General features: G+C 67.9%; 22 protein-coding genes. 13 read left to right on the top strand and 9 right to left on the bottom strand.

Annotated features, from left to right (window positions below; genetic code table 11):
• Positions 1 to 45: 45 nt before the first annotated feature.
• Complete coding sequence (locus H0X95_RS27510) at positions 46 to 414, bottom strand: DUF2946 domain-containing protein (protein WP_006483774.1); 369 nt, start codon at positions 412 to 414, stop codon at positions 46 to 48.
• A gap of 155 nt (positions 415 to 569) precedes the next feature.
• Complete coding sequence (locus tag H0X95_RS27505; protein WP_006483770.1) at positions 570 to 1106, bottom strand: cytochrome b; 537 nt, start codon at positions 1104 to 1106, stop codon at positions 570 to 572.
• Positions 1107 to 1332: 226 nt separating this feature from the next.
• Between H0X95_RS27505 and H0X95_RS27500 the strand changes: the two genes are divergently transcribed.
• Positions 1333 to 1971 carry a Pr6Pr family membrane protein gene (locus H0X95_RS27500; RefSeq protein ID WP_012493201.1) on the top strand — a complete coding sequence of 213 codons (639 nt, stop codon included), beginning with the start codon at positions 1333 to 1335 and terminating at the stop codon, positions 1969 to 1971.
• A 57-nt stretch (positions 1972 to 2028) separates the two neighbouring features.
• Here the strand turns inward: H0X95_RS27500 and H0X95_RS27495 are convergent, their stop codons facing one another.
• Positions 2029 to 2763: a peptidoglycan DD-metalloendopeptidase family protein gene (locus tag H0X95_RS27495; protein WP_059722599.1), complete on the bottom strand. Its 735-nt coding sequence runs from the start codon at positions 2761 to 2763 to the stop codon at positions 2029 to 2031.
• 424 nt (positions 2764 to 3187) lie between these two features.
• Between H0X95_RS27495 and H0X95_RS27490 the strand changes: the two genes are divergently transcribed.
• Complete coding sequence (locus tag H0X95_RS27490; RefSeq protein ID WP_006485139.1) at positions 3188 to 3508, top strand: hypothetical protein; 321 nt, start codon at positions 3188 to 3190, stop codon at positions 3506 to 3508.
• Positions 3509 to 3623: 115 nt separating this feature from the next.
• Here H0X95_RS27490 and H0X95_RS27485 read toward each other — a convergent pair whose 3' ends face one another.
• The 4 genes from H0X95_RS27485 to H0X95_RS27470 form a co-directional block, all read right to left on the bottom strand.
• Complete coding sequence (locus tag H0X95_RS27485; RefSeq protein WP_006485136.1) at positions 3624 to 3968, bottom strand: DUF4148 domain-containing protein; 345 nt, start codon at positions 3966 to 3968, stop codon at positions 3624 to 3626.
• Positions 3969 to 4168: 200 nt separating this feature from the next.
• Entirely contained in the window at positions 4169 to 5581 is a 1413-nt protein-coding gene (gene gndA, locus H0X95_RS27480; protein ID WP_006479382.1) for an NADP-dependent phosphogluconate dehydrogenase, read from the bottom strand.
• 97 nt (positions 5582 to 5678) lie between these two features.
• Positions 5679 to 6320 carry a DUF938 domain-containing protein gene (locus H0X95_RS27475; RefSeq protein WP_059722597.1) on the bottom strand — a complete coding sequence of 214 codons (642 nt, stop codon included), beginning with the start codon at positions 6318 to 6320 and terminating at the stop codon, positions 5679 to 5681.
• Positions 6317 to 7240: an NAD-dependent protein deacetylase gene (locus H0X95_RS27470; protein WP_034178459.1), complete on the bottom strand. Its 924-nt coding sequence runs from the start codon at positions 7238 to 7240 to the stop codon at positions 6317 to 6319. Before H0X95_RS27470 ends, H0X95_RS27475 begins: the two co-directional genes overlap by 4 nt.
• A gap of 991 nt (positions 7241 to 8231) precedes the next feature.
• On the opposite strand from H0X95_RS27470, the gene H0X95_RS27465 reads away from it, so the two are divergent.
• The 3 genes from H0X95_RS27465 to H0X95_RS27455 all read left to right on the top strand — a co-directional run bounded on the left by H0X95_RS27465 (position 8232) and on the right by H0X95_RS27455 (position 12817).
• Positions 8232 to 8963 carry a GNAT family N-acetyltransferase gene (locus H0X95_RS27465; RefSeq protein WP_058902890.1) on the top strand — a complete coding sequence of 244 codons (732 nt, stop codon included), beginning with the start codon at positions 8232 to 8234 and terminating at the stop codon, positions 8961 to 8963.
• 99 nt (positions 8964 to 9062) lie between these two features.
• On the top strand, positions 9063 to 10022 hold the full coding sequence (locus H0X95_RS27460; protein WP_048985249.1) for an LLM class oxidoreductase: 960 nt from the start codon (positions 9063 to 9065) through the stop codon (positions 10020 to 10022).
• Positions 10023 to 10357: 335 nt separating this feature from the next.
• Positions 10358 to 12817: a mechanosensitive ion channel family protein gene (locus H0X95_RS27455; protein WP_059722596.1), complete on the top strand. Its 2460-nt coding sequence runs from the start codon at positions 10358 to 10360 to the stop codon at positions 12815 to 12817.
• Positions 12818 to 12850: 33 nt separating this feature from the next.
• On the opposite strand, the gene H0X95_RS27450 is transcribed toward H0X95_RS27455, so the two are convergent.
• Positions 12851 to 13684, bottom strand: coding sequence for a CerR family C-terminal domain-containing protein (locus tag H0X95_RS27450; RefSeq protein WP_006495983.1), 834 nt, complete (start codon positions 13682 to 13684; stop codon positions 12851 to 12853).
• Positions 13685 to 13775: 91 nt separating this feature from the next.
• Here H0X95_RS27450 and H0X95_RS27445 point away from each other — a divergent pair, with 91 nt between their 5' ends.
• The 6 genes from H0X95_RS27445 to H0X95_RS27420 all read left to right on the top strand — a co-directional run bounded on the left by H0X95_RS27445 (position 13776) and on the right by H0X95_RS27420 (position 20993).
• Positions 13776 to 14900, top strand: coding sequence for an HlyD family secretion protein (locus H0X95_RS27445; RefSeq protein WP_059722594.1), 1125 nt, complete (start codon positions 13776 to 13778; stop codon positions 14898 to 14900).
• The gene (locus H0X95_RS27440) at positions 14893 to 16479 is read left to right on the top strand and encodes an MDR family MFS transporter (protein ID WP_034202623.1); all 1587 of its coding nucleotides are present in this window, start codon (positions 14893 to 14895) and stop codon (positions 16477 to 16479) included. The genes H0X95_RS27445 and H0X95_RS27440 overlap by 8 nt, the downstream gene beginning before the upstream one ends.
• Before the next feature lie 13 nt (positions 16480 to 16492).
• Positions 16493 to 17980 (top strand): efflux transporter outer membrane subunit, encoded by a 1488-nt coding sequence (locus H0X95_RS27435; RefSeq protein ID WP_059722592.1) that lies wholly within the window; start codon positions 16493 to 16495, stop codon positions 17978 to 17980.
• Between the two features lie 235 nt (positions 17981 to 18215).
• Complete coding sequence (locus H0X95_RS27430) at positions 18216 to 19751, top strand: catalase (protein ID WP_006495986.1); 1536 nt, start codon at positions 18216 to 18218, stop codon at positions 19749 to 19751.
• Between the two features lie 78 nt (positions 19752 to 19829).
• Positions 19830 to 20441, top strand: coding sequence for an ankyrin repeat domain-containing protein (locus H0X95_RS27425; protein ID WP_006483790.1), 612 nt, complete (start codon positions 19830 to 19832; stop codon positions 20439 to 20441).
• Between the two features lie 81 nt (positions 20442 to 20522).
• Positions 20523 to 20993, top strand: a complete 471-nt coding sequence (locus H0X95_RS27420; RefSeq protein WP_048985241.1) for a VirK family protein — start codon at positions 20523 to 20525, stop codon at positions 20991 to 20993.
• A gap of 118 nt (positions 20994 to 21111) precedes the next feature.
• On the opposite strand, the gene H0X95_RS27415 is transcribed toward H0X95_RS27420, so the two are convergent.
• Positions 21112 to 21906 carry an APH(3')-II family aminoglycoside O-phosphotransferase gene (locus H0X95_RS27415; RefSeq protein WP_404823312.1) on the bottom strand — a complete coding sequence of 265 codons (795 nt, stop codon included), beginning with the start codon at positions 21904 to 21906 and terminating at the stop codon, positions 21112 to 21114.
• A 237-nt stretch (positions 21907 to 22143) separates the two neighbouring features.
• Between H0X95_RS27415 and H0X95_RS27410 the strand changes: the two genes are divergently transcribed.
• Positions 22144 to 23304: an efflux RND transporter periplasmic adaptor subunit gene (locus H0X95_RS27410; protein ID WP_059722590.1), complete on the top strand. Its 1161-nt coding sequence runs from the start codon at positions 22144 to 22146 to the stop codon at positions 23302 to 23304.
• 20 nt (positions 23305 to 23324) lie between these two features.
• Positions 23325 to 26468 (top strand): multidrug efflux RND transporter permease subunit, encoded by a 3144-nt coding sequence (locus H0X95_RS27405; RefSeq protein ID WP_059722589.1) that lies wholly within the window; start codon positions 23325 to 23327, stop codon positions 26466 to 26468.
• Position 26469: the final 1 nt, after the last annotated feature.

The following is a 26469-nucleotide window of genomic DNA, read 5'->3' as shown; positions in this document are numbered from 1 at the left end:
CGGGCCGCACGGATATCGGCGGAATGAGAAACGGCGGGAAACGCGTCAGGCGCGCTCGGGCGGTGCGCGCGGATAGGCGCGCGGATAGCGGTCGCTGCGCGCCGCGACGGCAGGCGGCGCGGCGACGGAAACGGAAACGACGGGAACGGCGCCGACCGACGCGGCGGCAGGCGCGCCGATGGCCGGGCTATGAGCGAAGAAGCCGCAGTAGCCGCACGCGTCGAGATGCAGCGCATGATCGTGCATGCCGCCGGCAGCGGGCGCACGATGCGCGCCATGCTCGGTACTGCAGACGATCGCATCGGGCGTGGCCGCCTGCGCGATACGCCACTGCGACACCAGCGGCGCGGCGATCGCGATCCAGATCGCGAGCAGGCCAAGCCAGGCAGTCAGGTGACGATGTCGGTGCAGCATGTGCGGCGACGAGTAAGCGGAATGTAAAAACAGCCGAGATGTTACAGAATGTTCAACGCGATGACCAGTGCCGACGACGGTAAACGAACCGGGGGCGCATGGTTGTCAACACAACCATGCGCCCCCGCCTGCGATGCGCTTCGGACGCACGATGATCAGGGCGCCATGCGCCGCAGCACGTCGTCGCGCCGGATGAAGTGATGGTAGAGCGCGGCCAGCGCATGCAGGCCGATCACGAAGTAGAACGCGTTGCCGATCAGCTCGTGCGCTTCCTTGATCGTCGGCCGCAGCGCCTTGTCGGGGCCGAACAGCGTGAACGACACGCCGAGCCAGTCGAGCGACACCGGCTTGCCGCCCATGTTGATCATCATGATGCCGAGCAGCGGCTGCGCGATGATGAACACGTAGAGCGCGAGATGCGCGAGCTTCGACAGCCAGCGCAGCAACGTCGCCTGCGGAATCGCTTCCGGCGCGCGGCTGACCAGTCGCCACAGCACGCGCAGCACCGACAGCACGAGGACGAACGTACCGGCCGTCAGGTGCACGTTCATCCAGAACGCCCGGCTGTCGCTGCCTTTCGGTCCGCGGATCTCGATGGCCAGGTAGGCCAGCGCGACCAGCAGGAAGATGGCCCAGTGGAAGAAGATCGCGGGCGAGCTGTAGCGCGTCTGTTTCGCGAGGATGTTTTTCATGCTTCGTCTCGTGTCGTATTCGGGGAGGGGCGCCAGCTGCAGCCGGCCTGCGCCCGGCAAGGCTGTGACGATTGTAGCCGCGCGGGCGGCCGGTTTTGCACGGCGCGGTCAAATATCCGACGAATCGTCAACGCGCGCCGCGCGCGGCCGGCCTATGGAAAATCCGCATCGCGCGCCCGGGCGGCTGTGGCACGATGAAGCTTTGGTGCGACGGCGCGCGGGCATCATGAGCAAAGCGTTCTTCGTTGCAGCCTACCGGCTGATCGCCGCATTGCTCGCGGTGTCCACCACGCTGCACAGCGTCGCCGACTACTGGCGCCTGCCGAGCTTCCATCTCGGCAACTACCTCAGCTACTTCACGCAACTGAGCAGCCTCTACGCGGCTGCGATGCTGGCCGCGGGGCTGTGGCGCATCGCGCGCCCCGGCTCGGCCCGCTACGAATCGATGCGCGGCGCGGCGGTGCTGTACGTGCTGATCACCGCGATCGTCTACGAGCTGCTGCTCGCGCGGCTCGATGCGCTGCGCCACGTCACGCCGGCGTTCAACAACTGGGTACTGCACCGAATCGTGCCGCTCGTGATGCTGTGCGACTGGCTGTATGTCGAACCGCGCTCGCCGATTCCGCGCCGCAGTGCGTTCGCGTGGCTCGGCTTTCCGGTCGTCTATCTCGGCTATACGCTCGTGCGCGGCGCGGTGGAGGACTGGTATCCCTACCCGTTCGTCGATCCGCGGCCGCACGGCTACCTGCCGGTCGCGATCCAGTGTTCGCTGATCGCGCTCGGCGCGGCGGCGCTCGCACTGGGCATTCGCTGGCTCGGCAATCATGCGAGACAGTCTGGCAGCGCGACGCTTAAGGAAGGATGAAGATGGAAGCGGTTCGAACGTGTGCGCCGCCCGGCGCACACGTGGCGATACCGACGATCAGCCGCCGTTGCGCGGCAGGAAGTTCATCGGATCGACGACCTTGCCGTTCTGGCGGACTTCGAACTCGAACGTCGAACGACCGCTCGCGTCGGTGCCCATTTCGGCGACCGGCTGGCCCTGGCGCACCGCGTCGCCTTCGTTGACGAGCAGCTTGCCGTTGTGCCCGTAGGCCGTGATGAGCCCGTTGTCGTGCTTCAGGATCACGAGCGGGCCATACGCCTTGACGCCGGAGCCGGCGTACACCACGCGCCCGTTTGCCGCGGCCCGCACCGAGTGGTCGGGCCCGGATGCGGCGATCACGACGCCGCGCGTCTTGCCGGCCGCAAACGGCGTCGCGACGACACCCGTGGCCGGCCACGCGAGCGAGCCCGGCTGGGCGGCGGCCGCGGGCGGCTGCCCGTACGCATTCGCCGCCGGCGGCGGCGCGACCCGCAGCACCTGGCCCGGCGACACGGCGTCCGTCGGCGCCATGTGGTTCCAGCTGGCCACGTCCTGCACGCGCTGCCCGTAAGCGCTCGCGATGCCCGCCAGCGTATCGCCCGGGTTCACGCGGTAATAGCCGGCAATCACACCCGGCGTCGCAGCCGACGTGGGCGCCGGCTGGCGCGTGGGTTGCCAGCTGTCGGTCCACGGCGTCATCGTGCAGCCCGTCAGCGCGATGGCCGCGGCAACGAGCGCCGTCTGCGGCAGCCAGCGCGTGAGCGTGTCGTGGATGGGAATAGTTTCTCTCAAGGGTCCTCCCGGATTTGCGTCGTCGCGCCGCCCACCGCCCCCCGGCGCGCGACGCACGATGTCCGGCCGAACGGCCGGATCAACCAGTATCCGACCGCTTTCGCGGCCGTCAGTTTCCACAGCGGAACGTCGGCGCGGATGAGCTCACCGGCCCCTTTTTCGCGTCGTCCCGACCGGCAAAGATACCATTTGTCGCGGTCAACACCCCGACAGTTGCCCGATCCGGAAACAATCTTGCGGCATCGCACGGGCATCCCGGCGGGCCGCGCGCCGCGCCGGGCGGGCCATCCGGCCGGCGCTTGCGGGTTTCTCGCGGGCGCGGCCGCCCTCGCCCGCCGTATCGGCCCCGTCATATTCTCCGCTTCGATCGCCGCCTATACTCGGTGGTGCGCAGCGCGATCCAACGACAACGAGGAGCAAGACAATGAATAACGCGACGTTTCTCTCCGTGCAGCTCGACGCCGACGATTTCGCCGGTTCCAGCGGTCTGGTCGAATTGCTCAACCGGCACCTGTTGTTCGCGACCGACGTCGCCGAAGCGGCCGACGCGCTGGTTCAGCTGGCGAGCGTCACGCACTTGACCGGCGCCACGCGCCACAGCGTCGAGTTGCCGGTCCTGGCGATCGAACGACTGCGCGACGCGCTCGATACGCTGAGCGGTTACGACGAAACGTGGCTGCAGGTGCTGGAACCGGCCGAGGCGCTGTTCCGCGAGATCGGGCGCGGCAGGCGCCCGCTGCACTGAACGCCGCCGCATTCATTGCGCGTTCCAATGAAAACACCCCGTCGTTCCGCATAGCGGTACGACGGGGTGTTCGTACTACAGGGGGTCAGATGCGGTCGCCAGCGCGGCCGTGCCATTAACGACCCTTGTAGACCGGTGCGCCATCCGAGATGCGCTTGACTTGCCAGCCGGTCTTGGCCGCAGCCGGCGCGCCCGATTCCTGACCAGCAGCCGGTTGCGCACCGTAGCCGGTCGTGTCGGCGGCGGCGACGTTCTGTTGCGGGTTCAGACGGGCTTCGGCAGCCTGGATGCTTTCCGGATAGTTGGTCCGGTCGCTGCCCAGCTTGTAGCCGGCCTGTTGGAGCTGAACCAGTTCGGCCTTCACCTGGGCACGGGTGACGGGCGCGTTCTGTTGGGCGAACGAGACGGCGGGGACGGCGAGGACAGCAGCAGCAGCGAACGTTGCGATCAGCGATTTCATGATTACCTCCGGGATTTTTTTGCTCCGCCGCACACACCATGTCTGCAGCGATGGAACAGAGTTTAGTCCCGGCAGCACCTAGGGAAAACCATGAAAGAACGAAAACACTGTTTCCCCGGAGCCAACAATGCCGGCATCCGGGATAGAAAAACCCTATTCAAGGAATAGATTTTCGCAACAATGCCGCCGCCGCTAGCTGGTTACGACCAGTTCGCGTGGAAGCTGCCCGGCTTGTCCGTGCGCTCGAACGTGTGCGCGCCGAAGAAGTCGCGCTGCGCCTGCACGAGGTTCGCGGGCAGCCGCTCGGACCGGTAGCTGTCGAAGTACGCGACCGCCGATGCGAACGCCGGGACCGGCACGCCGGCCTTCACCGCGGCCACCACGACGTCGCGCAGCGCGGTCTGGTAGTTCGCGGCGATGTCCTTGAAGTACGGGTCGAGCAGCAGGTTCGCGAGCGCCGGATCCTTCGCATACGCGTCGGTGATCTTCTGCAGGAAGCGCGCGCGGATGATGCAGCCCGCGCGGAAGATCTTCGCGATCGTCCCGAGATCGAGGTTCCAGCCGTATTCTTCCGACGCCGTGCGCAGCTGCGCGAAGCCCTGCGCGTACGAGATCACCTTGCTCAGATACAGCGCGCGGCGCACCGCTTCGACGAACGCGGCACGATCGCCGTCGAACGGCGCGGCGGCCGGGCCCGACAGGATCTTGCTGGCCGCGACCCGCTCGGTCTTCAGCGACGACAGCACGCGCGCGAACACCGACTCGGTGATGAGCGGCAGCGGCACGCCCAGATCCAGCGCGTTCTGGCTCGTCCACTTGCCGGTGCCCTTCTGCGCGGCGCGATCGAGGATCACGTCGACGAGATGCTTGCCGGTTTCTTCATCCTTCTTGCCGAAGATCTTCGACGTGATCTCGATCAGGTAGCTGTCGAGCTCGCCCTGGTTCCATTCGGTGTACACCGCGCCGAGTTCGTCGTTGGTCAGGCCCGCGACGTCCTTCAGCACCGAGTAGCTTTCGGCGATCAGCTGCATGTCGCCGTATTCGATGCCGTTGTGGACCATCTTCACGTAGTGGCCCGCACCGTCCGGGCCCATGTACGCGACGCACGGCTCGCCGTCCGACGGCGCCTTCGCGGCGATCTGCTTGAGGATCGGCTCGACGAGGTCGTACGCGTCGCGCTGGCCGCCGGGCATGATCGACGGGCCGCGCAGCGCGCCCTCTTCGCCACCCGACACGCCGGTGCCGATGAAATGCAGGCCCGACTGCGCGAGTTCCTGGTTGCGGCGGATCGTGTCGGTGAAATGCGTGTTGCCACCGTCGATCAGCACGTCGCCCTTCTCGAGCAGCGGCTTGAGCGAGGCGATCGTCGCATCGGTCGCTTCCCCGGCCTTCACCATCATCAGGATCCGGCGCGGCGTTTCGAGCGACGCGACGAATTCTTCGAGCGTATAGGTCGGCACCAGATTGCGGCCGGGGAATTCGGCGATCAGTTCGTCGGTTTTCTCGCGACTGCGGTTGAACACCGACACCGCGTAACCGCGGCTCTCGATATTGAGTGCGAGATTGCGGCCCATCACCGCGAGCCCGATCACACCGATTGCTTGTTTGCCCATTAGTCAATTCTCCGGAAAAAACGGGGCGCGACCCGAGCCGGGCCGCGCGCACAGGCGAAAGGATAGTGGAAACCCGGCGGCGCTGCGCGCTTGCGTGTCATTGCTCCGCGTGCGGCAGGCGCCGGAACACGACGCTCAGGTTGTTCGCCGGCATCTCGACGACCTCGATGCAGTCGAGCCCGAGATCGAGGCCGAGCGCGACCACGGTCTCCAGATCGCGCACGCCCCACGACGGATCGCGGCTGCGCAACTGCTGGTCGAACGCCTCGTTCGACGGGGCCGTATGCCGGCCTTCGCGACGATACGGGCCGTACAGGAACAGCACGCCGCCCGGCCGCAGCACGCGCGACGCACCGGCGAACAGCGCGTCGGTGCAGGCCCACGGCGAGATATGGATCATGTTGATGCAGACGATCGCGTCGAGCGCCGCGACCGGCCACGGCGTGTCGCGCACGTCGAACGCCAGCGGCCCGGCGACGTTCGCGAGGCCCGCATGCGCGACCCACGCGGCGATCGAACGCCGCGCCTGCGCATCGGGATCGCTCGGCTGCCAGTGCAGGCTCGGCAACGCCTGCGCGAAATGAACGACGTGCTGCCCGGTGCCGCTCGCGATTTCGAGCACGCTGCCGCTCGCCGGCAGCACGCGCCGCAGCACGTCGAGGATCGGCCCGCGATTGCGTTCGGCCGCCGGCGCCGACAGCCGCGCGGACGGATCGGAGGAAGAAGCGGCGCCGGTCACGATGCATGCTCCTGCGTGTCGCCCGCGCTGCTGCGCCCGAGCCCGAGCCGCGCCACGAGTGCGTCGAGCGCGGGTGCGCAATGCGCCTCGACCTTCAGCGTCAGTATCGGGTCGGCGCGCGTATGGCCGAGATTGAGGGCGGCAAGCGGCTTGTGCTGCGCCTGCGCCCACACGCAGAAGCGGTAGCCGGAATACACCATCAGCGACGAACCGACGACGAGCAGCGCGTCGGCCGCATCGAGCGCCTGCGACGCCAGCGCCACGCGTTCGCGCGGCACGTTCTCGCCGAAGAACACCACCGCCGGCTTCAGCAGGCCGCCACACGCGGGGCACGCCGGGATGCGGAACGTATCGAGCGCGGCCCATTCGAGATGCGCGTCGCCGTCCGCCGCCGGCTCGGCCTGCGCGCCCAGCAACTCGGGATTGTCGGCTTCGAGCACGGTCTGGATCGTCGCCCGCGCGTGATGCGCGCCGCAGTCGAGGCAGGTCACGCCGTTGATCCCGCCGTGCAGTTCGATCACGTCGTCGCTGCCCGCCCGCTGATGCAGGCCGTCGACGTTCTGCGTGACGAGGCGTTCGATCCGGCCCGCGCCGCCGAGCCGCGCCAGCGCGACGTGCGACCCGTTCGGCCGCGCGCGGCCGACGACCGGCCAGCCGATCATGCTGCGCGCCCAGTAGCGGCGCCGCGCGGCATCGGAGCCGAGGAATTCGTGGAGCTGGATCGGCGGCGAGCGCATCCATTGACCGTTGCGGTCGCGGTAACCGGGAATGCCGGAATCGGTGCTGATGCCCGCGCCGGTCAGCACGAGCAGGCGCGGATGACGCTCGACGAACGTGTGCAGCGCATCGAGCGCGGCCGGATCGACGTCGGCGATGGAGGGATCGGGCAAGGCTTGATCGGGCAAGGCTTTATCGTTCATGTTGGCAACGTGATCGGTCGCGCCGGCAGGCCGTGCGCCCGCACGGGCGGCCACGCACGCCAGCACATGATACAGAACGCCGCGCGATCGGGCGGACCGCCGCCACGGCACGCCCGCGCACGCAAAAAGACGCCCGTCGCCGCTCGGCGACGGGCGCTTCAACAATTGATCCATCGGGGTAGTGGATCAACTGACAGCACAATGTTGCGACGCCCGTCATACCGCGATCGACGGCCGTTCCCCTGGACCCTGCGTGTTCCGCCTGCCGCGCACATCGGCGCGTCATCGGCCTTCCCGACCCGATCCCGTTCCACCGGCTCGTCACGCCGATGCGATGCCCATCGCGCAAACGCGTTCGCCGCGCGACGACGGGCGTGGTGTCATGGCATGACGATTCCGGGATCCGGGCCGACGCCATCCGCCTGCGTTCGCGGTTCATCCGCGACGGCCGACCGGCACCGGTCGGCTTCGTGCGCCACGCATGCACGTCGTCGTTCAGAACGAACCCGATTGCTCGGATGGAACGGAAAACCGCTCGCTCACGTCGCCGCAATCAGCGGCGAAGCGACTACCCTGGCAGGTCGGCGATTCATGTTTGCAACACGATTCGTTGCGTTTCGGTCTTTTTTCATTCTCTTGTCCCCGTCTCCGATACATCCGACCCACTGAAGCGATTGCCGGGTCGACTGCACCCGCGATCGCGCTCACGGCCCATACCACCATGCAAGGAGCGCACCATGTTTCATGGCGCAAGGCCTCGCGGGGCCCGGCAAGGCCGCGGGCAGGCATCGCGCCCCGTCAGAAAGCCCGAATGTTTCGAAACTGAAACGCACCGCCGGTGCCGCCGGCATCGTCGTGTCGGCGCTGCGCGCGGCGGCCAATCGCCTTACAATCGGCCCACGATTGGCGCCGCCCCGTCACCGGATGCGAGCGCCCGGCATTGCCCTTTCCCGCAGATCTGCACCGCCCGACCGGAACCCGCACTCGCCGCATGCCCGACACGAAGAACTGGCTGGAGATCGACTACCGCACGCTGTTCAGGCTGCACCCCGATCGCCGGATCGAACGCGAGAACGATCCCGACGAATCGCCGGCGCCACGCTTCTGGCTCGGCCGCTGCGCGGGCGGCACGCTGTCCGGCGTACGCGCGGACGTGCCCGCCGGCATCGCGGACGAACTGACGCGCGTGGCCGACAGTGAACCGCCGTGGTCGGACGACGCGCCGCCCACGCACCTCGAACGCTATCTCGCATTGCTCGCACCCGTTTCGCACTGGACCATCGGCCTCGTGTATGCGTTGCCGCATGCGCTCGAATTCGATACCGACGCGCACGCCACGCTGGTCGACGGCGACAGCGATACAGGTCGACGATTGCTGCAATCGCTGGCCGTGCACGGCATGCCGGAAGGGCTGCTGTCGATGGGGTTTCGAAGCGCCGCCGATCTGTGGGCGCCGTGGTGCGCGGCTGTGGTCGACGGCGAAATCGCGTCGCTCGCGTTTGCCGCGCGACTGTCCGACGTCGGCGCCGAACTCGGTGTCGCGACCGCGCCGGCGTTCCGTGGGCGCGGCCTCGCGGCCGCCGTCACCGCCGCGTGGTCGCGCTTGCCGTCGCTGCGCACGCGCACGCTGTTCTACAGCACCGACCGCGACAACCGCGCGTCGCAACGCGTGGCGTCACGCCTGGGGCTCGCGTTGCGTGGCGCGACGCTGCGGGTCGGGTAGCGCGGGGCGGAACCGTCCCGCTCGCGCATCGCGCAAACACGCTAGCATTCGGACACGGAACGCCGCGCGTTCCCGTCGCCTCGCCTCCAAGGACTCGCCATGACCCCTTCCGCTTCCACCCGCGCCGACGTCGCGCATCGCGTCTTCTCGGCCGGGCGGCTGTCGATCGGCCTCACGCTTCCGCTGCTTCGCAGCGGCCACATCGTCGCGGACTTCAACGAACAGCTCGAACTCGCGGCGCTGGCCGATTCGCTCGGCTTTCGCGCGCTGTGGATTCGCGACGTGCCGCTGAACAGCGCCGACTATCCGGACCCGGTCGGCCACCTCGATCCGTGGGTGCTGCTCGGCGCGCTGGCGTCGCGCACCCGCCGGATCGCGCTCGCCAGCGGCGCGATCGTGCTGCCGCTGCGCCATCCGCTGCATATCGCGAAAGGTGCGCTGTCGGTCGCGACGCTGTCGGGCGGGCGCTTCATCCTCGGGCTCGGCTCCGGCGACCGGCCGCCCGAATACGCGGCGTTCGGCGTCGACGCGCAAACGCGGCGCGACCGCTATCGCGCGCACTGGGACGTCGTCGCGGCCGCGCTCGGCGTGCCGTCGCGCGTGCTGCCCGACGAAGCGCCGCCCGATGCGCCCGAATTCACGCTGCTGCCGCGCGACGGCGACGCGGTGCCGATGCTTGCGGTCGGCTCGGGTGGACAGAGCGTCGACTGGATCGCCCGGCATTCGATCGGCTGGATGACGTATCACCGCGATCCGGATACGCAGCGCGCCCGCTATTCGATGTGGCGCGCGGCGGTCGACCGGCTCGCGTCGCCGCCGTTTCGCGCGTTCGGCGTCTCGATGCGGCTCGATCTCGCCACGCACCCCGATACGCCGGCCACCGCGCTGCCGCTCGGTTACGCTACCGGGCGCCGCGCGTTGGTCGACATCCTGCGGGACATGCGCACGGCGGGTACGCATCATGTCACGCTGAACCTGGGCTCGGACCGACCCGTGCGCGAGGTCATCGAAGAAATCGCCGAGCACGTCTTGCCGGTATTTCATGACGAGCAGGCGTAATTCATCAGGAATCCGAATTCCGTGATGGAATGCACGCGTGGATCGTGATCGAACGAGCGCTCGCTGGGTGACGCATCCCGCGCCGGCGTCGATAAACCCGCGTGACAGGCTCCTTACGATCGGGGAAGCGGGATCTTGCGTCCGATATCGGACCGCCGACGGTCTGCGTCCGGCACACGACTTGCGCGCCTGCATGGCCGGCGTCGCGCATGCCCGATCCGAATCGTCGGCGACGGAACGACGGAACTATTCGGTCCCGATCGCGATCATGTTAACTTCCGTCCATCGTTCAGCCTGGCGGGCCGCGTGACGGCACGCACCCGCATGCCCACTCCATGCGACATATCCTTCTCGGCTGGCTGCTCGCCGCCGTCGTCTCGGCCGCTCACGCGACCGCTCCCGCTCCGGCCGCCGCGTCGGCCGCCTCCGACGCCGCGCCCGCACTGACGCCGCAACAGGCGCGGCAGGCACTGAATGTGCTCGAAAACCCGCGCGAGCGCGCGCAAGTCGAAACGACGCTACGCGCCATCGCGGCGGTCGGCGCGTTGAGCGCACCGGCGGTGCCGGCCAGCGCAGCGTCTGCGGCCAGCGGCGCATCGGCGGCCGCCGCGCCGGCCGCGCTCACGTCGAACGGGCTCGCGTCGATGCTCGTCCGCCAGGGATCGCGCTGGGCCGCTCAGATCGGCAACGCGCTGCAGGAATCGCTGCGCTCGCTGCTCGACATCGGGTCGGTGGGCAGCTGGTGGCACGACAAGCTGGTGCGCGCCGACCAGCGGGCGGATCTCACTCGCACGCTCGGGATCCTCCTCGCGGTGCTCCTGCCGGCGCTCGTCGTCGAATGGCTCGCGAAGCGGGTGTTGCGACGCGCGCTGGCCGCGGTGGCCGCACGCCGCGCCGATACGTCGCGCCGCACCGCGTCCGATTCCGCCGCATCGGACGAGGATCACGCACCGCCGCCCGATACATCCGCCCCACCCGATCACGCCGACACGGTCGACGCTCCCTCGTCCACGCAAAGCCGCGGCCATGCACGCCGACACACCACGCTGCTGCACCGGCTGCCGCGCGCGCTCGTCAGTCTCGCGCTGCGCGTGGTGCCGCTGCTCGTATTCGTCGGTGTCGCGAGCCTGACGATGTCGTTGCTCGACGAAGCCGGCACGCCGATCGACGCCGCGCTCGAAGCATTGATCGACATCTACGTGATCTGCCGGCTCGTCACGATCGTCAGCCGGCTGTTCTTCCAGCCCGATGCGCGGCAATTGCGGCTGCTGCATATCAGCGACGCATGGGCCGAATTCGCTCAACGCTCGATCGCACGGATCGTGGTCGTGGTCGGCACATGCACGGCGGCCGTCGAGATCGCCGCGAACTTCGGTCTGAACGAAGCCGGCCATGTCGCGCTGCTGAAGGCCGTCGCGCTCGTCGGCCACGTGATGATCTCGGTGCTGATCCTGCAGTGCCGGCGGCCGGTCGCGGCACGCATCCGTGCCGCCGGCGCGGATCGCCCGACCTTCTCGGTCGTCGGCAACGCGCTCGCGGACGCGTGGGCGCCCGTCTCGGTCTTCATCGTGATGGCGCTGTGGTTCGTGTGGGCGCTCGACGTCCACAACGGTTATCGCGTGCTGATCACGCTCGGCGGCCGCTCGATCGCGGTGATGATCGCGATGCGGATGGTGTCGATCGTCGTGTTCGGCGCGCTCGCGCGGCTGTTCCAGCGCCGCGAGGACGACCGCACGCTCGTTCATCTGCACGCGTACCGCTACTACCCGCTGCTGCGCCAGATCGTGTCCGGGGCGATCGGCGTCGTGACCCTCGTGCTGCTGCTGCAGATCTGGGGCGTGCCGATCTTCCGCGCGTTCGAAACCGGCACGATCGGCCACCGGCTCGCGTCCGCGCTGGTGACGATCGCGATCGCGGCGATCGTCGCACTCGTCGTGTGGGAAGCGGCCAACATCGCGATCGAGCGCCGTCTGCAGCGCTGGACGCGCGAAGGCAACCTGGTGCGCGCGGCGCGGCTGCGCACGCTGCTGCCGATGCTGCGCTCGCTGCTGTTCGTGATGATCGCGCTCGTCGTCGTGCTGACGGGCCTCAGCGAACTCGGCGTGAACGTCGGGCCGCTGCTCGCCGGCGCCAGCATCTTCGGCGTCGCGCTGGGCTTCGGCTCGCAGAAGCTGGTGCAGGATTTCATCACCGGGATCTTCCTGCTGATGGAAAACGCAATGCAGGTCGGCGACTGGGTCACGCTCGCCGGCGTGTCGGGCACGGTCGAATACCTGTCGATCCGCACCGTGCGGCTGCGCGCCGGCGACGGGTCGCTGTACACGATCCCGTTCAGCTCGGTGACGACCGTCAACAACACGAATCGCGGGCTCGGCAACGCGGCCGTCAAGGTCAGCATCGCGTACGGCGAGGACATCGACCGCGCGATCGCGACGCTGAAGGAAATCGGCGCCGCATTGCGCGACGATCCGAAGTATCACGACGGCATCCTGTCGGACTTCAGCTACTGGGGTATCGACCAGGTCGACGGCGCGGCGCTCGCGCTGGCCGGACAGATGCAGTGCACGGACTCGGCGCGCTGGAGCGTGCAGCGCGAATTCAACCGGCGGATCGCCGAGACGTTCCGCGAACGCGGAATCCGGATCGCCAATCCGCAGCGCAGCGTCGTGGCCTATGCGGACGGCTCGCGGCCTGTCGCCGCCGACGAAAACGATCCGCGCGCCGACACGCGGAATCCCACCGATACGGCAGCCCCGCCGCCGTCGCCCGACGAAGCGGCGCGCAAGCCGGGTTGATCGCGATCGCCCGGGACAGGTAACTGGCCGCGCTCAACGCGCGGCAGGCTTCTTTACGCGCGCCGTGCGTTTCGCCGCGGGCGGTGCCGCCCCCGGCTTCGCCGCGCGCTTCGCGACGGCACCCTGCCCGCGCTTCGCAACGGCTTCCGAATCGGCGGCACCCGCATCGCGCTGCGCATGCCACTGCTCGAGCAGCACGCGGGTCTGGTCGGCAATCGTTTCGGTCACCAGCGCCGCGCGTTCGCCCTCGAACGCGTCCCATTCGAGCAACTGCAGCGCCGAACGCTGCGCGATGTGAAACACCGTGATCTGCCCGAACAGGCTCAGCGCGCGCAACCGCGTGACGGAATCGTCGGCCGGCCGGCCGGTGATGCGGCCGATCAGCTCGGCGCTCACGTCGTTGAGCGGCTTGCGCATGCGCGTCATCAGGATCTCGCTTGCGCTCGCCGGTTCCTGGCCGCCCTGCTCGCGCGCGAAGAACATCCGCTGGTTCATCGTCTTCGGCGCGGTGAACATCCGGTCCGACAGCGCGCGCAGCAGCCCGATGAACGCATCGATCAGTTCGTCGACGCTCGCGTGGGCCTCGAGCATCGCCCGCGCATGGCCGACCGCCGGCGCGAACACCGCCCAGCCGTGCTCCGCGATCGTCTCGACGCACGCACGGTACACGCCTTCCTTGTTCTCGAAGTAGTACTGGAGCGCCGGCGCGTTCACGCCCGCCATCGCGGCGATCTCGCGCGTCGACGCGCCCGCGAACCCACGTTCGCCGAACAGTTCGATTGCCGCCTCGATGATCCGCTGGCGCGTCTCGTCGCCGCGCGCGTAGCCGCCCGCCGACGTGCGGCGCAGCTTCTTCGCTTCGTTCATGCCTTCCTCGTCATTCGATCGATCGACATTCTACTTGACACAATTTTACCAACTGGAATAATTCTTCCACTCGGAATAAATTGGATCTCGCATGTCGACGCCACAAGACCCGCCACAGAAAGCAGATCGTCAGGAAAACGGAACAATGCCGCGCAACCGGAACGGCGGAACGAAACGGCGCGTCCTGCTCGCGGTCGCCGTGCTCGCGGCCATCGGCGGCGCGGTGTGGCTCGGCCGCTGGTGGACGGTCGGCCGCTTCATCGAAAGCACCACCGACGCGTATCTGCAGGCGGACAGCATGACCGCCGCACCGAAGGTGGCCGGCTACGTGACCGACGTCTATGTGCGCGACAACCAGCCCGTGAAGGCCGGCGATCCGCTCGTGCGGCTCGACGTCCGCCAGTACCAGGTGGCGCTCGCGCAGGCGCTGGCGACCGTCGACGCCCGTCGCGCCGATATCGCGCGCGCCGAAGCCGACATCAGCCAGCAGCACGCGAACCTCGAGCAGGCCGACGCGCAGGCGAAGGTGTCGCGCATCAACGCGCAGCACGCGAGCGACGAGTACACGCGCTACGCACCGCTCGCGGCGACGGGCGCCGAAACGCACGAACGCGTGGCCGACCTGAAGAGCACGCGCGATCAGGCGGCGGCGACGCTCGCCGCGAACAACGCGTCGATCGCCGCCGCCCGCACGCAGATCGCGTCGTTCACCGCGCAGCTCCAGCAGGCACGCGCGCAGCTCGAGGCTGCGCAGGCCAGCGCCGCACAGGCGCAACTCGACCTCGACAACACGATCGTGCGCAGCACGCTCGCGGGCCGCGTCGGCGATCGCACGGTGCGCGTCGGGCAATACGTGCAGCCCGGCACGCGCCTGCTGACCGTCGTGCCGGTGGACTCGATCTATCTCGTCGCGAACTTCAAGGAAACGCAGATCGGCAACATGCGCATCGGCCAACCCGTCGAGCTGCATGTCGATGCGCTGCCGGACGGCCCGCTGTCCGGCGTCGTCGACAGCTTCGCGCCCGGCACCGGTGCGCAGTTCGCGCTGCTGCCGCCCGAGAACGCGACCGGCAACTTCACGAAGATCGTCCAGCGCGTGCCGGTGCGCATCCGTCTCGCCGCGAACGCCCGCGCGCAGCGCATGCTGTTGCCCGGGCTGTCGGTGACGGTCGACGTCGATACGCGCTCCGCCCGCGACGAGCAGCATCATGGCTGATACGCCCGCCACGATGCCCGCGCCGCCGCACGAAGGCCGCGCGAGCGTGACCGACTGGATCGCGGTCGCGGCCGGCGCGCTCGGCGCGCTGATGGCAACGCTCGACATCTCGATCACGAACTCCGCGCTGCCGCAGATCCAGGGCGAAATCGGCGCGACCGGCACCGAAGGCACGTGGATCTCGACCGGCTACCTGATGTCGGAAATCGTGATGATCCCGCTCGCCGCCTGGCTCACGCGCGTGTTCGGGTTGCGCAATTTCCTGCTGACGAATTCCGCGCTGTTCATCGCGTTCTCGATGATGTGCGGCTGGTCGCACTCGCTGCCGATGATGATCGCCGGCCGGATCGGCCAGGGCTTCACGGGCGGCGCGCTGATCCCGACCGCGCAGACCATCATCCGCACGCGCCTGCCGCTGTCGCAGTTGCCGGTCGGGATGACGCTGTTCGGCCTGATCGTGCTGCTCGGGCCGCTGTTCGGCCCGGTGCTGGGCGGCTGGCTCGCGGAAAACGTGAACTGGAGCTGGTGCTTCTTCCTGAACCTGCCCGTGTGCCTGCTGCTGATGGCGCTGCTGGTGTTCGGGCTGCCGTCGGACCGCCCGCACTGGAGTGCGTTCTTCAACGCGGACTGGCTCGGCATCTTCGGTCTCGCGATCGGCCTCAGCTCGCTGACCGTCGTGCTCGAGGAAGGCCAGCGCGAACGCTGGTTCGAATCGCAGATGATCGTCACGCTGAGCATCGTGTCGTTCGTCGGAATGGTCCTGATCGCGCTGTCGCAACGCTTCGCGAAGCGGCCGATCATGCGGCTGTCGTTGATGCGCAACCCGCGCTACGCGAGCGTGATCGTGATCGTATCCGCGGTCGGCGCCGGGCTGTACGGCGTGTCCTACCTGCTGCCGCAGTTCCTCGCGATCGTCGCCGGCTACAACGCGGAACAGGCCGGCGCGATCATGCTGCTGTCGGGGCTGCCGGCCTTTCTCGTGATGCCGATCCTGCCACGCCTGCTCGGCAAGGTGGATTTCCGCATCCTCGTGATCACGGGGCTGCTGCTGTTCTGCCTGAGCTGCATGCTCGACATCAGCCTGACCGCGCAGAGCGTGGGCCATGATTTCGTGTGGTCGCAGCTGATTCGCGGTCTCGCGCAGATGCTCGCGATGATGCCGCTCAACCAGGCGTCGATGGCGGCCGTCGCGCGCGAAGACTCGGGCGATGCGGCCGGGCTCTACAACATGGCGCGCAACCTCGGCGGCTCGATCGGGCTCGCGATCATCGGCACCGTGATCGACCGGCGCACGACCTTCCATACGGCCGCGCTGCGCGAATCGGTGAGCGCGAACTCGCTGATCGGGCAGGATCGACTGTCGGCCTATACGGCCAACTGGTTCGCGCACACCGGCGATCTCGCGTATTCGAACCTGCGCGCGCTCGGCCAGTTGGCGCAGCAGATCCAGATCCAGGCCATCGTGATGACCTACTCCGAAACCTTCTACCTGCTGGGCCTCGCACTGCTCGCCTGCGTGCCGCTCGCGCTGCTGCTGAGAACGCCGCGCGGGCCGCAACCGATGTCGTCCGGCCATTGACCCGTCATACGCGATGAAACCCTTCTCCCTGCCCCGCCGCCCCGCGCTCACCCTGTGCGCGGCCGCATGCCTGCTCGCCGGCTGCACGGTCGGCCCCGACTACCGCGGCGCGCCCGCCGCGCCGGATGCGCCGACCTTCGTGCGTGCGCCGGCCACCGGCGTCGACACCGCCGCGCCCGCACCGAGCGCGTGGTGGCACGCGCTGAACGATCGCCAGCTCGACGAGCTGATCATCGCCGCACTCGTGTACAACCCCGATCTGCACGCGGCGCAGGCCCGCTTGCGCGCGGCCCGCGCGCAGCTCTCGCAACAGCGCGCCGCGCAGATGCCGAAATCGTCGGCCACCGTCGCGGCCATCCGCATGCGGGAACCGGACGTCGGCGCGGCCGGCTCGCTGCTGCCGTCGAACGGCTCGGGCCAGTCGGGTGGCGCGTCGCCGTCGCTCGGCGGCTCGGGGCCGCTGCAACTCTATTCGGCTGGCTTCGACGCGACCTGGGAAATCGACCTGTTCGGCGGCACGCGCCGCGCGGTCGAAGCCGCGTCCGCGCAGGCCGAAGCGGTCGATGCCGATCTCGCCGACACGCAGGTGTCGATCGCGGCCGAAGTCGCGAATGCGTATGTCGACCTGCGCGACCAGCAGCAACGGCTGGCGTTGTCGCGACGCACCGCGCAATTGCAGCAGCAGATGCTCGACCTCACGCAGCAGCGCCGCGCACGCGGCGTCGCGGCCGATACGGACATCGAGCGCCTGACGACGCAGGTCGAGAACACGCGCGCGTCGCTGATCCCGCTCGATGCGCAGGTCACCGAGTCGCTCGACCGGCTCGCGATCCTGACGGGCCGCGCGCCGGGCGCGCTCGACGCCGCGCTGTCGACCGCGGACGCGGCCTTGCCGACGCTGCCCGGCAGCGTCGCGATCGGCGATCCGGCCACGCTGCTGAAACAGCGCCCCGATATTCGCGCGGCCGAGCGCCGGCTCGCGTCGAGCAATGCGCAGATCGGCGAGCATGTCGCCGACTATTTCCCGAAGGTGACGTTGCTCGGCGATCTCGGTTTCAGCGCGACCGACCCCGGCCACCTGTTCCGCAAGCAGAATTTCACGTGGGTCGGCGCGCCGTACCTGCAATGGAACATTCTCGACTTCGGACGCACGCGCGGCGCGGTGCGCGCGGCCGAAGCGTCGCGCGACGAAGCGGAAGCGAATTATCAGAAGGCCGTGCTCGGTGCATTGCAGGATGCCAACACCGCGTTGCAGCGTTACGGGCATCAGCGCGAGCACGTCGTCGCGTTGACGAAGGTGCAGACGTCGGCCGTGCATTCGCGCACGCTGATGGACCAGCGCTATCGCGCGGGCGTCGCGTCGATGATCGACCTGCTCGACACGCAACGGGAAGCGTTGTCCGCGCAGCAGAACGTGATCGCCGGGCAAGCCGAACTGATCAAGAATTACGTGTCGGTGCAGAAGAGCCTCGGGCTCGGATGGCAGGCAAGCGCCGGTTGACGGCGCCGACTCAAATCATGCACGACCGATGCATCATGCTCGTCGAAACAATTCCGCAACAACTCATTGCGCGCGCAACAATACTGCTTCGTTTCCCGCGCAACGAACGGTTCGCGCCGCATCGACACCGCGACTATCGAAAACATATCGAATATCAATTAGCCAATCGTCTGACGATCTCTTCTAATTCAGTCGGCTTCCCCACCACCGATCGGATTCAAGGAGTTCCATCGTCATGTCCTCATCTTCCCCTCGCGTGCTGCGGCACGCAGTCGCCGCAATCTGCGTGGCACTCTCCGCTTCGCCGTACGCCGCCGAACTCACGCGCGACACCGGCGCGCCCGTCGGCGACAACCAGAATTCGCAGACGGCCGGCCCCGCCGGCCCGGTGCTGCTGCAAGACTCCGCGCTCATCGAGAAGCTGCAGCGCTTCGATCGCGAGCGCATTCCGGAGCGCGTCGTGCATGCGCGCGGCACCGGTGCATTCGGCGAGTTCGTGCCGAGCGCCGACATCTCCGACCTGACGAAAGCGAAAGTCTTCACACCGGGCACCCGCACGCCGGTGTTCGTGCGCTTCTCCACCGTGATGGGCTATCGCGGCTCGCCCGAACAAGCGCGCGACCCGCGCGGCTTCGCGGTGAAGTTCTATACGCAGCAGGGCAACTGGGACATGGTCGGCATCAACTGGCCGGTGTTCTTCATTCGCGACGGCATCAAGTTCCCCGACTTCGTGCATGCGAACAAACCGAGCGCCGTGACCGGCGTGCAGGACCCGAACCTCGCGTTCGACTTCTTCGCGCACACGCCCGAAGCGACCCACATGCTGACGAGGCTGTACACGGACGAGGGCATGCCCGATTCGTATCGCCACATGGACGGCTTCGCGGTGCATGCGTTCAAGTTCGTCAATGCGCAAGGCGACGTGCATTACGTGAAGTTCCACTGGAAGAGCCGGCAAGGGGTGCACGGCCTGCGTCCGCAAGAGATCGCCGCATCGATCGGCCGCGACTGGAACATGATGACGAACGACCTGTACGGCGCGCTGAAACAGGGCGATTTCCCGAAGTGGGACCTGTACGTGCAGGTGCTCACGCCGAAGGACCTGAGCCGCTTCGACTTCGACGCGCTCGACGATACGAAGGTCTGGACCGGCGTGCCTGAACGCAAGATCGGCACGATGACGCTCGATCGCGTGCCCGACAACTACTTCCAGTCGACCGAGGAATCGGCGTTCGCGCCGTCGCGGCTCGTGCCGGGGATCGAGCCGTCCGAGGACCGGATGCTGCAGGACCGCCTGTTCGCGTACGCCGACACGCAGATGTACCGGCTCGGCGCGAACTACATGGATCTGCCGATCAATCGCCCCGTCGTGCCGGTGGTCAACAACAACCAGGACGGCAAGATGAATGCGGGCGACCGCAAGGGCGAGGTGAACTACGAACCGTCGACGCTGAACGAACTCGCGCAGGACCCGCAGTACAAATCGGTCCGCATGGCGCTCGACGGCACGACGCAGCAGGAAGCGATCCGCAAGAAGCTGCCGTTCCGTCAGGCGGGCGAGTACTACCGCAGCCTGTCGCAGCAGGACAAGGACGACCTCGTCACCGCGCTGTCCGGCGACCTCGGCCAGGTGAAGAACGCGCAGAACCAGTACGCGATGCTGTCGTACTTCTACAAGGCCGACGCCGATTACGGTACGCGTCTCGCGCAGGCCGTTCACGCGAACGTCCAGCAAGTGCAGTCGCTCGCGGCGAAGCTGAGCGACAACTGATCCTCGCGGCTCGGGCCGTTGCCGACGTGCGCGCTCGCGCCGCGCACGTCGGCCCGGCCACTTCATCAGGACACCCTCATGCGATTCGAACGCTTCCCCCACGCGATCCGCGCGGCCGCGGCGGCGCTCGCGCTGGCCGCGCTCGCCGGCTGCGCGCACCTGCCCGACCGGCCAACCTACGGCAAGGCCGACCCTGCCGCGCTACGCCGCTATGACGACGACTGGTTCGACGCCGCGCGCGTCGGCCGCGTCGACATCCTGCGCGCGTTGCACGACGCCGGCTATCCGGTCGACGCCACCGACGGCCACGGCTATACGGCCGTGATCCTCGCGGCATACGACGGCCAGCCCGCGGCGCTCGACTACCTTTTATCGGCCGGCGCCAATGCGTGCACGGGCGATCGTCACGGCAATACGGCGCTGATGGGCGCCCTCTTCAAGAATGAACCCGACATCGCGCGGCGCCTGATCGACACGCACTGCCCGATCGACCAGACGAACGGCGCCGGCGAAACCGCACTGGGGTTCGCGACGCTGTTCAACCGCTTCGAGCTGATTCCGCTGCTCGTCGCGCATGGCGCGAATCCGAACCATGTCGACCGGCGCGGCCAGTCGTTGCTTCAACTCGCGCTGACGCACGACAACGCGTATGCCGTGGACGCACTGCGGGAGGCGGGCGCCAAACGGTAGCGCGACTACGAATCAACCGTCTGAACAATGCGGATGCACCGTGCTATCGTGCCGTGGGTTTCATCGCACGGAGACAGGAAAATGCTGAATCGCTTCGCCATTGTTCTGGTTGCCGCCGGCGTGGCAACCAGTCTCGCGGCAACCGCCGCGAGCCCCCAACCGGACAGCGCCAATTCGTATCGCCAGTTGCGCACGCGGCTCTTTGCCGGCGTGACGGTCACCGCGATCTTTTCGCCGAACCAGTGCCAGAACGCGCAGCAGGCAGGCACCCAGGCAGCGGCGCCCACCGTGTCGGGCGGCTTCGCGATACGCGACTTCATGGAAGTCGGCGGCAATACGCTCGCGTTCGCCAACCAGCACCTCACCGTCCAGCCAAGCGGCGCGACCGTCCTCGAACTGATCCAGTACCGCGTGATGCAGGATGAAAGCGCGACGGTGACGGTCCGCTCGCTGTCGCCGACCACGTACCAGCCGGTCGCGCCCGCGCAGGTTTTCCAGTGCACGCTCGGCGACGGTCTTCGTTTCGCCTACGCGTGGCGAGATCGCGACTGACGCAAGGACTTCGTAGTGGACGCCGGCATCCACGCCGAAACATCAGGACGACTACGAAATTGGGTTGACGTACGGAACAGGCAAACCGTCCCGTGCGTCGCTCGTGCAGGGCTCGGATTCAGAAAAACTCGTCGAGCAGACGATAGAAAGCGATCCGCTCCGGATCGGGACGTTCGATCCCGTACCGCACGAAGAAAGGCGCGACCCATTCGCTGCCCAGGTCCGCTTCGATATCGCGCGATGCCAGCGCCAGATCCTGATAGCGATCGGCCACGCCCAGGCGCCCGCAATCGATGAAGCCGGAGAAGCGGCCGTCGTCGACCATGAAGTTCGGCAGACACGCGTCGCCGTGCGTGACGACCCCGTCCTCGATCGCCGGCCGTTGCGCCAGTAACCTCGCGAACATTGTGTCGAGCGGCATGCCCGTATTCGCATTATCGAGGTTGTCCTCGTCGACGAGCCCTGCGTCGATCCGTGCCCGGGCGCGCGCGATTCGACGCGCCGCGCCGTGATCGAACGGGCATGTGGCCGGATCGAGCCGATGCAGCGCACGCAGCGCGTCGGCGACGATCGTCACTTTCGTCTCCGGCGCAAGTGACGCGACGGCGAGGTTGTCGCCGCGCACCGCGCTCAGCAGCAGCCACTCGCGCCCCGCCGCCGACGCGACGTCGAGCACCCGAGCGCCCGGCACGCCCGTCGTCGCCAGCCAGCGCAGCCGCACCGCCTCGTCCGGCAATTCGCCGAGCGGCCCCGCCGGCTCGGTTTTGACGAACCGGCGCGAGCCGTCGCGCGCATCGAGCCGGAACACCGCGGCATCCGACTGGCCGTCCGTCTGTCGCGTCCATCGACAGCCGGCCAGCCTGGCCTGCCACGTCGTAGGCATGTCGTTGATGAGCGGGTCGTTATCGGTCACGGCGAACTCGATCCTCGTTGACGGGGCCGGCACGCAAAGTGTCGGCAACACCGCGCGCATGATACCGCGCCACCCGATTCATCAGACCATTTCCACCCTCGCCGACGCCCCTCATTTCGTCTCCTTTCGCCGGCTCCATCGAATCTCCATCTTTCCGCATCAAAGACGCCAACTAATCCACGCACACTCCGCCCCGTCAAAGCAGGCAGTGGGCTGCCTGCGCTTCCTGGAGTCGCTATGAAGAACCAAAAACGATGCTGCTACGGCGCCGTATGCGCGCTGGTGGCGGCAATGCTGGCGGGTTGCGGGCCGTCCGAACAGCCGGCCGCCGCGCCGGCCACCCCGGTGGCGGCCATGACCGTGGCCGCCACGCGCGTCGACGTGACGGAGGACCTGCCGGGCCGCGTCGCGGCCGTGCGGGTCGCCGAGATCCGGCCGCAGGTGAGCGGCATCGTGCAACGCCGGCTGTTCGAACAAGGCACCGAAGTGCGCGTGGGCCAGCCGCTGTTCCAGATCAATCCGGCGCCGTTCAAGGCCGAGATGGACACGGCCGCCGCGTCGCTGCAGCGCGCGCAGGCGGCGCTCGAACGCGCGAAGGTGCAGACCGCGCGCTTCAAGCCGCTCGTCGAGGCCGATGCGATCAGCCGCCAGGTGTACGACGACGCCGTCTCGCAACGCGACCAGGCCGCGGCCGACGTCGCGCAGGCCCGCGCGACGCTCGCGCGCCGCCAGCTCGACCTGAAGTTCGCGACGGTGGAAGCGCCGATCGCCGGCCGCATCGACCAGGCGCTCGTGACCGAAGGCGCGCTGGTATCGAGCAGCGACAGCCAGCCGATGGCGCGCATCCAGCAGATCGACCAGGTCTACGTGGACGTGCGTCAACCGGCCGCGTCGCTCGACGCGCTGCGCGGCGCGCTTGCCGCTCAACCGCAAGCGTCGGACAGCAACGGCCTGCCGGTCGACGTGCTGCGCGACGACGACACGCGCTACGACGTCAAGGGCCGCATGCTGTTCTCCGGCGTCAACGTCGATCCGGGCACCGGGGACGTGCTGCTGCGCGTGCTGGTCGACAACCCGAAACGCCAGCTGCTGCCGGGCATGTACGTGCGTGCCCGCATTCCGCGCGCGCACTACGCCAACGCCGTGATGGTGCCGCAACAGGCGATCGTGCGCGCCGGCGGCAAGCCGCAGGTGTGGGTGCTCGACGCAAAGGGTACGGCTCACCTGAAGGCGGTCGAGGTCGGCGAACTGACGAACCGCAGCTATCACATCAAGTCGGGCCTGCAGGCCGGCCAGAAGATCGTCGTCGAAGGCATGGAACGCCTGACCGACGGCGCGCCGGCCGCCGCAACCGACTGGAAGTCGCCTGACGCGGCCGCCATCGCGTCCGCGCACTGAGTCACGAGGAGCCTCCAGCCATGGCTGAATTCTTTATCCGCCGCCCGGTGTTTGCGTGGGTGATCGCGCTCTTCATCATCCTGACCGGGCTGATCGCGATCCCGCAACTGCCGGTCGCGCGCTACCCGTCGGTCGCGCCGCCGTCCGTCACGATCACCGCGAACTACCCGGGCGCCACGCCGCAGACGATGAACGACGGCGTGCTGAGCCTCATCGAGCGCGAATTGTCCGGCGTCAAGAACCTGCTGTACTTCGAATCGTCGGCCGACACGTCCGGCAGCGCGCAGATCACCGTCACGTTCAAGCCGGGCACCAATCCGGAGATGGCGCAGGTCGACGTGCAGAACAAGATCAAGTCGGTCGAGCCGCGCCTGCCCGCCGCCGTGCGCCAGAACGGGCTGATCGTCGAATCCGCGTCGTCCGGCTTCCTGATGATCGTCAGCCTGCGCTCCGACAACGGTCGCTTCGACGAAGGCGCGCTCGCCGACTACATGGCGCGCAGCGTGTCCGAGGAACTGCGGCGCATCGACGGCGTCGGCCGTGTGCTGCAGTTCGGCTCCGAACGCGCGATGCGCATCTGGGTCGATCCGCAGAAGCTGATCAATTTCGGCCTGTCGATGAGCGATCTGACGACCGCGATCGGCCAGCAGAACGTGCAGATCGCACCGGGCAGCCTCGGTGCGCTGCCCGCGCTGCCGGGCCAGCGCGTGACCGTGCCGCTCACCGCGCAAGGTCAGCTCGCGACGCCGGAAGAATTCGCGAAGGTCGTGCTGCGCGCGAACGCGGACGGCTCGAACGTCGTGCTCGGCGACGTCGCCCGCGTCGAACTCGGCTCGCAAAACTACACGTTCGTGAGCCGCGAGAACAACAAGCCGGCCACTCTCGCCGGCGTGCAGCTCGCGCCGGGCGCCAACGCGGTGAAGACGGCGGACGCCATCCGCGCGCGCATGGCCGAACTGAGCAAGTCGATGCCGTCGGGCATGAGCTACTCGATCCCGCTCGACACGTCGCCGTTCGTGAAGATCTCGATCGAGAAAGTGCTGCACACGCTGCTCGAAGCGATGGTGCTCGTGTTCCTCGTGATGTACCTGTTCCTGCAGAACGTGCGCTATACGCTGATCCCGGCCATCGTCGCGCCGGTCGCGATGCTCGGCACGTTCACGGTGATGCTGCTGACCGGCTTCTCGATCAACGTGCTGACGATGTTCGGCATGGTGCTCGCGATCGGCATCATCGTCGACGATGCGATCGTCGTCGTCGAGAACGTCGAACGCCTGATGGCCGAGGAAGGACTGTCGCCGAAGGACGCGACGTCGAAGGCGATGAAGGAGATCACCGGCGCGATCGTCGGCGTCACGCTGGTGCTGACCGCGGTGTTCCTGCCGATGGCGATGGCGAGCGGCTCGGTCGGCGTGATCTACAAGCAGTTCACGCTGTCGATGGCCGTGTCGATCCTGTTCTCCGCGCTGCTGGCGCTGACGCTCACGCCGGCCCTGTGCGCGACGATGCTCAAGCCGCTCGCACCGGGCCATCACGAGAAGCGCGGCTTCTTCGGCTGGTTCAACCGCCGCTTCGACCGCCTGACGAAATGGTACGAGACGCGCGTCGGCCGCCTGGTCGGCCGCACGGGCCGCGTGATGCTGGTGTTCGTCGCGATTTCGGGCGCACTGGTGGTCGGTTTTCGCAGCCTGCCGTCGTCGTTCCTGCCGGACGAAGACCAGGGCTACTTCATCACCAGCTTTCTGCTGCCCGCGGACGCTACCGCCGAGCGTACGCACGACGTGGTCAAAACGCTGGAGAAGCATCTTGCTTCACGTCCGGCAATCCAGTCGAGCATTTCCGTGATCGGCTACGGCTTCTCGGGCCAGGGTCCGAACGCGGCGATCAACTGGTCCGTGATGAAGGACTGGAAGAACCGCGGCGGCGCATCGACCCTCGAGGAAGGCATGCTCGCGCAGCAAGCGATGGCCGGCGTGACCGAAGGCACGGTGATGAGCCTGCTGCCGCCGGCCATCGACGAACTCGGCAACAGCTCGGGCTTCTCGATGCGCCTGGAAGACCGCGCCAACCAGGGCACGGCGGCGCTCAAGGCGGCCGAAGCGAAGCTGCTCGAACTCGCCGCGCAAAGCAAGGTCGTGACCGGCGTGTACCCCGACAGTCTGCCGGCCGGCACGAGCATTCGCCTCGAGATCGACCGCGCGAAGGCGCAGGCGCTCGGCGTGTCGTTCACGACGCTCAGCGACACGCTGTCGACCGCGATGGGATCGACCTACGTGAACGACTTCCCGAACGCGGGCCGCATGCAGCAGGTGATCATCCAGGCCGACGCGCCGGCACGCATGCAGATCGACAACGTGATGAAGCTGTACGTGCGCAACGCGGCCGGCGGCATGGTGCCGCTGTCCGAGGTGGTGCGCCCCGTGTGGACCGACACGCCGCTGCAGATGGTGCGCTTCAAGGGCTATCCGTCCGCGCGCATTTCCGGCAACGCGGCGCCCGGCCAGTCGAGCGGCGCGGCGATGGCCGAGATGGAACGGCTCGCCGCGCAACTGCCGCCGGGCTTCGCGGTCGAGTGGACCGGCCAGTCGCTGCAGGAACGCCAGTCGGCGTCGCAGGCGCCGATGCTGATGGTGCTGTCGATGATCGTCGTGTTCCTGGTGCTCGCCGCGCTGTACGAAAGCTGGTCGATCCCGCTGTCGGTGATGCTGGTGGTGCCGCTCGGCCTGATCGGCGCGATCGGTGCGGTGCTGCTGCGCGGGATGCCGAACGACGTGTTCTTCAAGGTCGGGATGATCACCGTGATCGGCCTGTCCGCGAAGAACGCGATCCTGATCGTCGAGTTCGCGAAGCAGTTGCGCGAGGAAGGCAGGGGGTTGATCGAAGCGGCCGTGCAGGCGTCGAAGCTGCGCCTGCGCCCGATCCTGATGACCTCGCTCGCGTTCGGCCTCGGCGTCGTGCCGCTGATGATCGCGACCGGCGCCAGCGCCGAGACGCAGCACGCGATCGGCACCGGCGTGTTCGGCGGCATGGTGACCGCCACGGTGCTGGCCATTTTCTTCGTCCCTGTTTTCTTTGTGTTCGTGATGAGTATCCAGGAGCGCATCGGCGCATGGCGGGCGTCCCGCACGCAGCCGGCCACCCCGACTCACGGACAGGAAGGTTGAT

This window comes from Burkholderia sp. 9779_493, from assembly GCF_015712215.1.
In the GTDB taxonomy this organism is placed as follows: Bacteria; Pseudomonadota; Gammaproteobacteria; order Burkholderiales; family Burkholderiaceae; genus Burkholderia; species Burkholderia cenocepacia.
This window is presented reverse-complemented; position numbering and strand designations above follow the sequence as displayed.

Excerpts from the sequence above, each read along its gene's own strand:
- H0X95_RS27470 (WP_034178459.1), bottom strand. The coding sequence starts at position 7,240 with ATGAACGATAAAGCCTTGCCCGATCAAGCCTTGCCCGATCCCTCCATC.
- H0X95_RS27485 (WP_006485136.1), bottom strand. The coding sequence starts at position 3,968 with ATGAAATCGCTGATCGCAACGTTCGCTGCTGCTGCTGTCCTCGCCGTC.
- H0X95_RS27505 (WP_006483770.1), bottom strand. The coding sequence starts at position 1,106 with ATGAAAAACATCCTCGCGAAACAGACGCGCTACAGCTCGCCCGCGATC.
- H0X95_RS27450 (WP_006495983.1), bottom strand. The coding sequence starts at position 13,684 with ATGAACGAAGCGAAGAAGCTGCGCCGCACGTCGGCGGGCGGCTACGCG.
- H0X95_RS27410 (WP_059722590.1), top strand. The coding sequence starts at position 22,144 with ATGAAGAACCAAAAACGATGCTGCTACGGCGCCGTATGCGCGCTGGTG.
- H0X95_RS27490 (WP_006485139.1), top strand. The coding sequence starts at position 3,188 with ATGAATAACGCGACGTTTCTCTCCGTGCAGCTCGACGCCGACGATTTC.
- H0X95_RS27405 (WP_059722589.1), top strand. The coding sequence starts at position 23,325 with ATGGCTGAATTCTTTATCCGCCGCCCGGTGTTTGCGTGGGTGATCGCG.
- H0X95_RS27420 (WP_048985241.1), top strand. The coding sequence starts at position 20,523 with ATGCTGAATCGCTTCGCCATTGTTCTGGTTGCCGCCGGCGTGGCAACC.
- H0X95_RS27500 (WP_012493201.1), top strand. The coding sequence starts at position 1,333 with ATGAGCAAAGCGTTCTTCGTTGCAGCCTACCGGCTGATCGCCGCATTG.
- H0X95_RS27460 (WP_048985249.1), top strand. The coding sequence starts at position 9,063 with ATGACCCCTTCCGCTTCCACCCGCGCCGACGTCGCGCATCGCGTCTTC.
- H0X95_RS27455 (WP_059722596.1), top strand. The coding sequence starts at position 10,358 with ATGCGACATATCCTTCTCGGCTGGCTGCTCGCCGCCGTCGTCTCGGCC.
- H0X95_RS27435 (WP_059722592.1), top strand. The coding sequence starts at position 16,493 with ATGAAACCCTTCTCCCTGCCCCGCCGCCCCGCGCTCACCCTGTGCGCG.
- H0X95_RS27465 (WP_058902890.1), top strand. The coding sequence starts at position 8,232 with ATGCCCGACACGAAGAACTGGCTGGAGATCGACTACCGCACGCTGTTC.
- H0X95_RS27425 (WP_006483790.1), top strand. The coding sequence starts at position 19,830 with ATGCGATTCGAACGCTTCCCCCACGCGATCCGCGCGGCCGCGGCGGCG.
- H0X95_RS27430 (WP_006495986.1), top strand. The coding sequence starts at position 18,216 with ATGTCCTCATCTTCCCCTCGCGTGCTGCGGCACGCAGTCGCCGCAATC.
- H0X95_RS27510 (WP_006483774.1), bottom strand. The coding sequence starts at position 414 with ATGCTGCACCGACATCGTCACCTGACTGCCTGGCTTGGCCTGCTCGCG.
- H0X95_RS27445 (WP_059722594.1), top strand. The coding sequence starts at position 13,776 with ATGTCGACGCCACAAGACCCGCCACAGAAAGCAGATCGTCAGGAAAAC.
- gndA (WP_006479382.1), bottom strand. The coding sequence starts at position 5,581 with ATGGGCAAACAAGCAATCGGTGTGATCGGGCTCGCGGTGATGGGCCGC.
- H0X95_RS27440 (WP_034202623.1), top strand. The coding sequence starts at position 14,893 with ATGGCTGATACGCCCGCCACGATGCCCGCGCCGCCGCACGAAGGCCGC.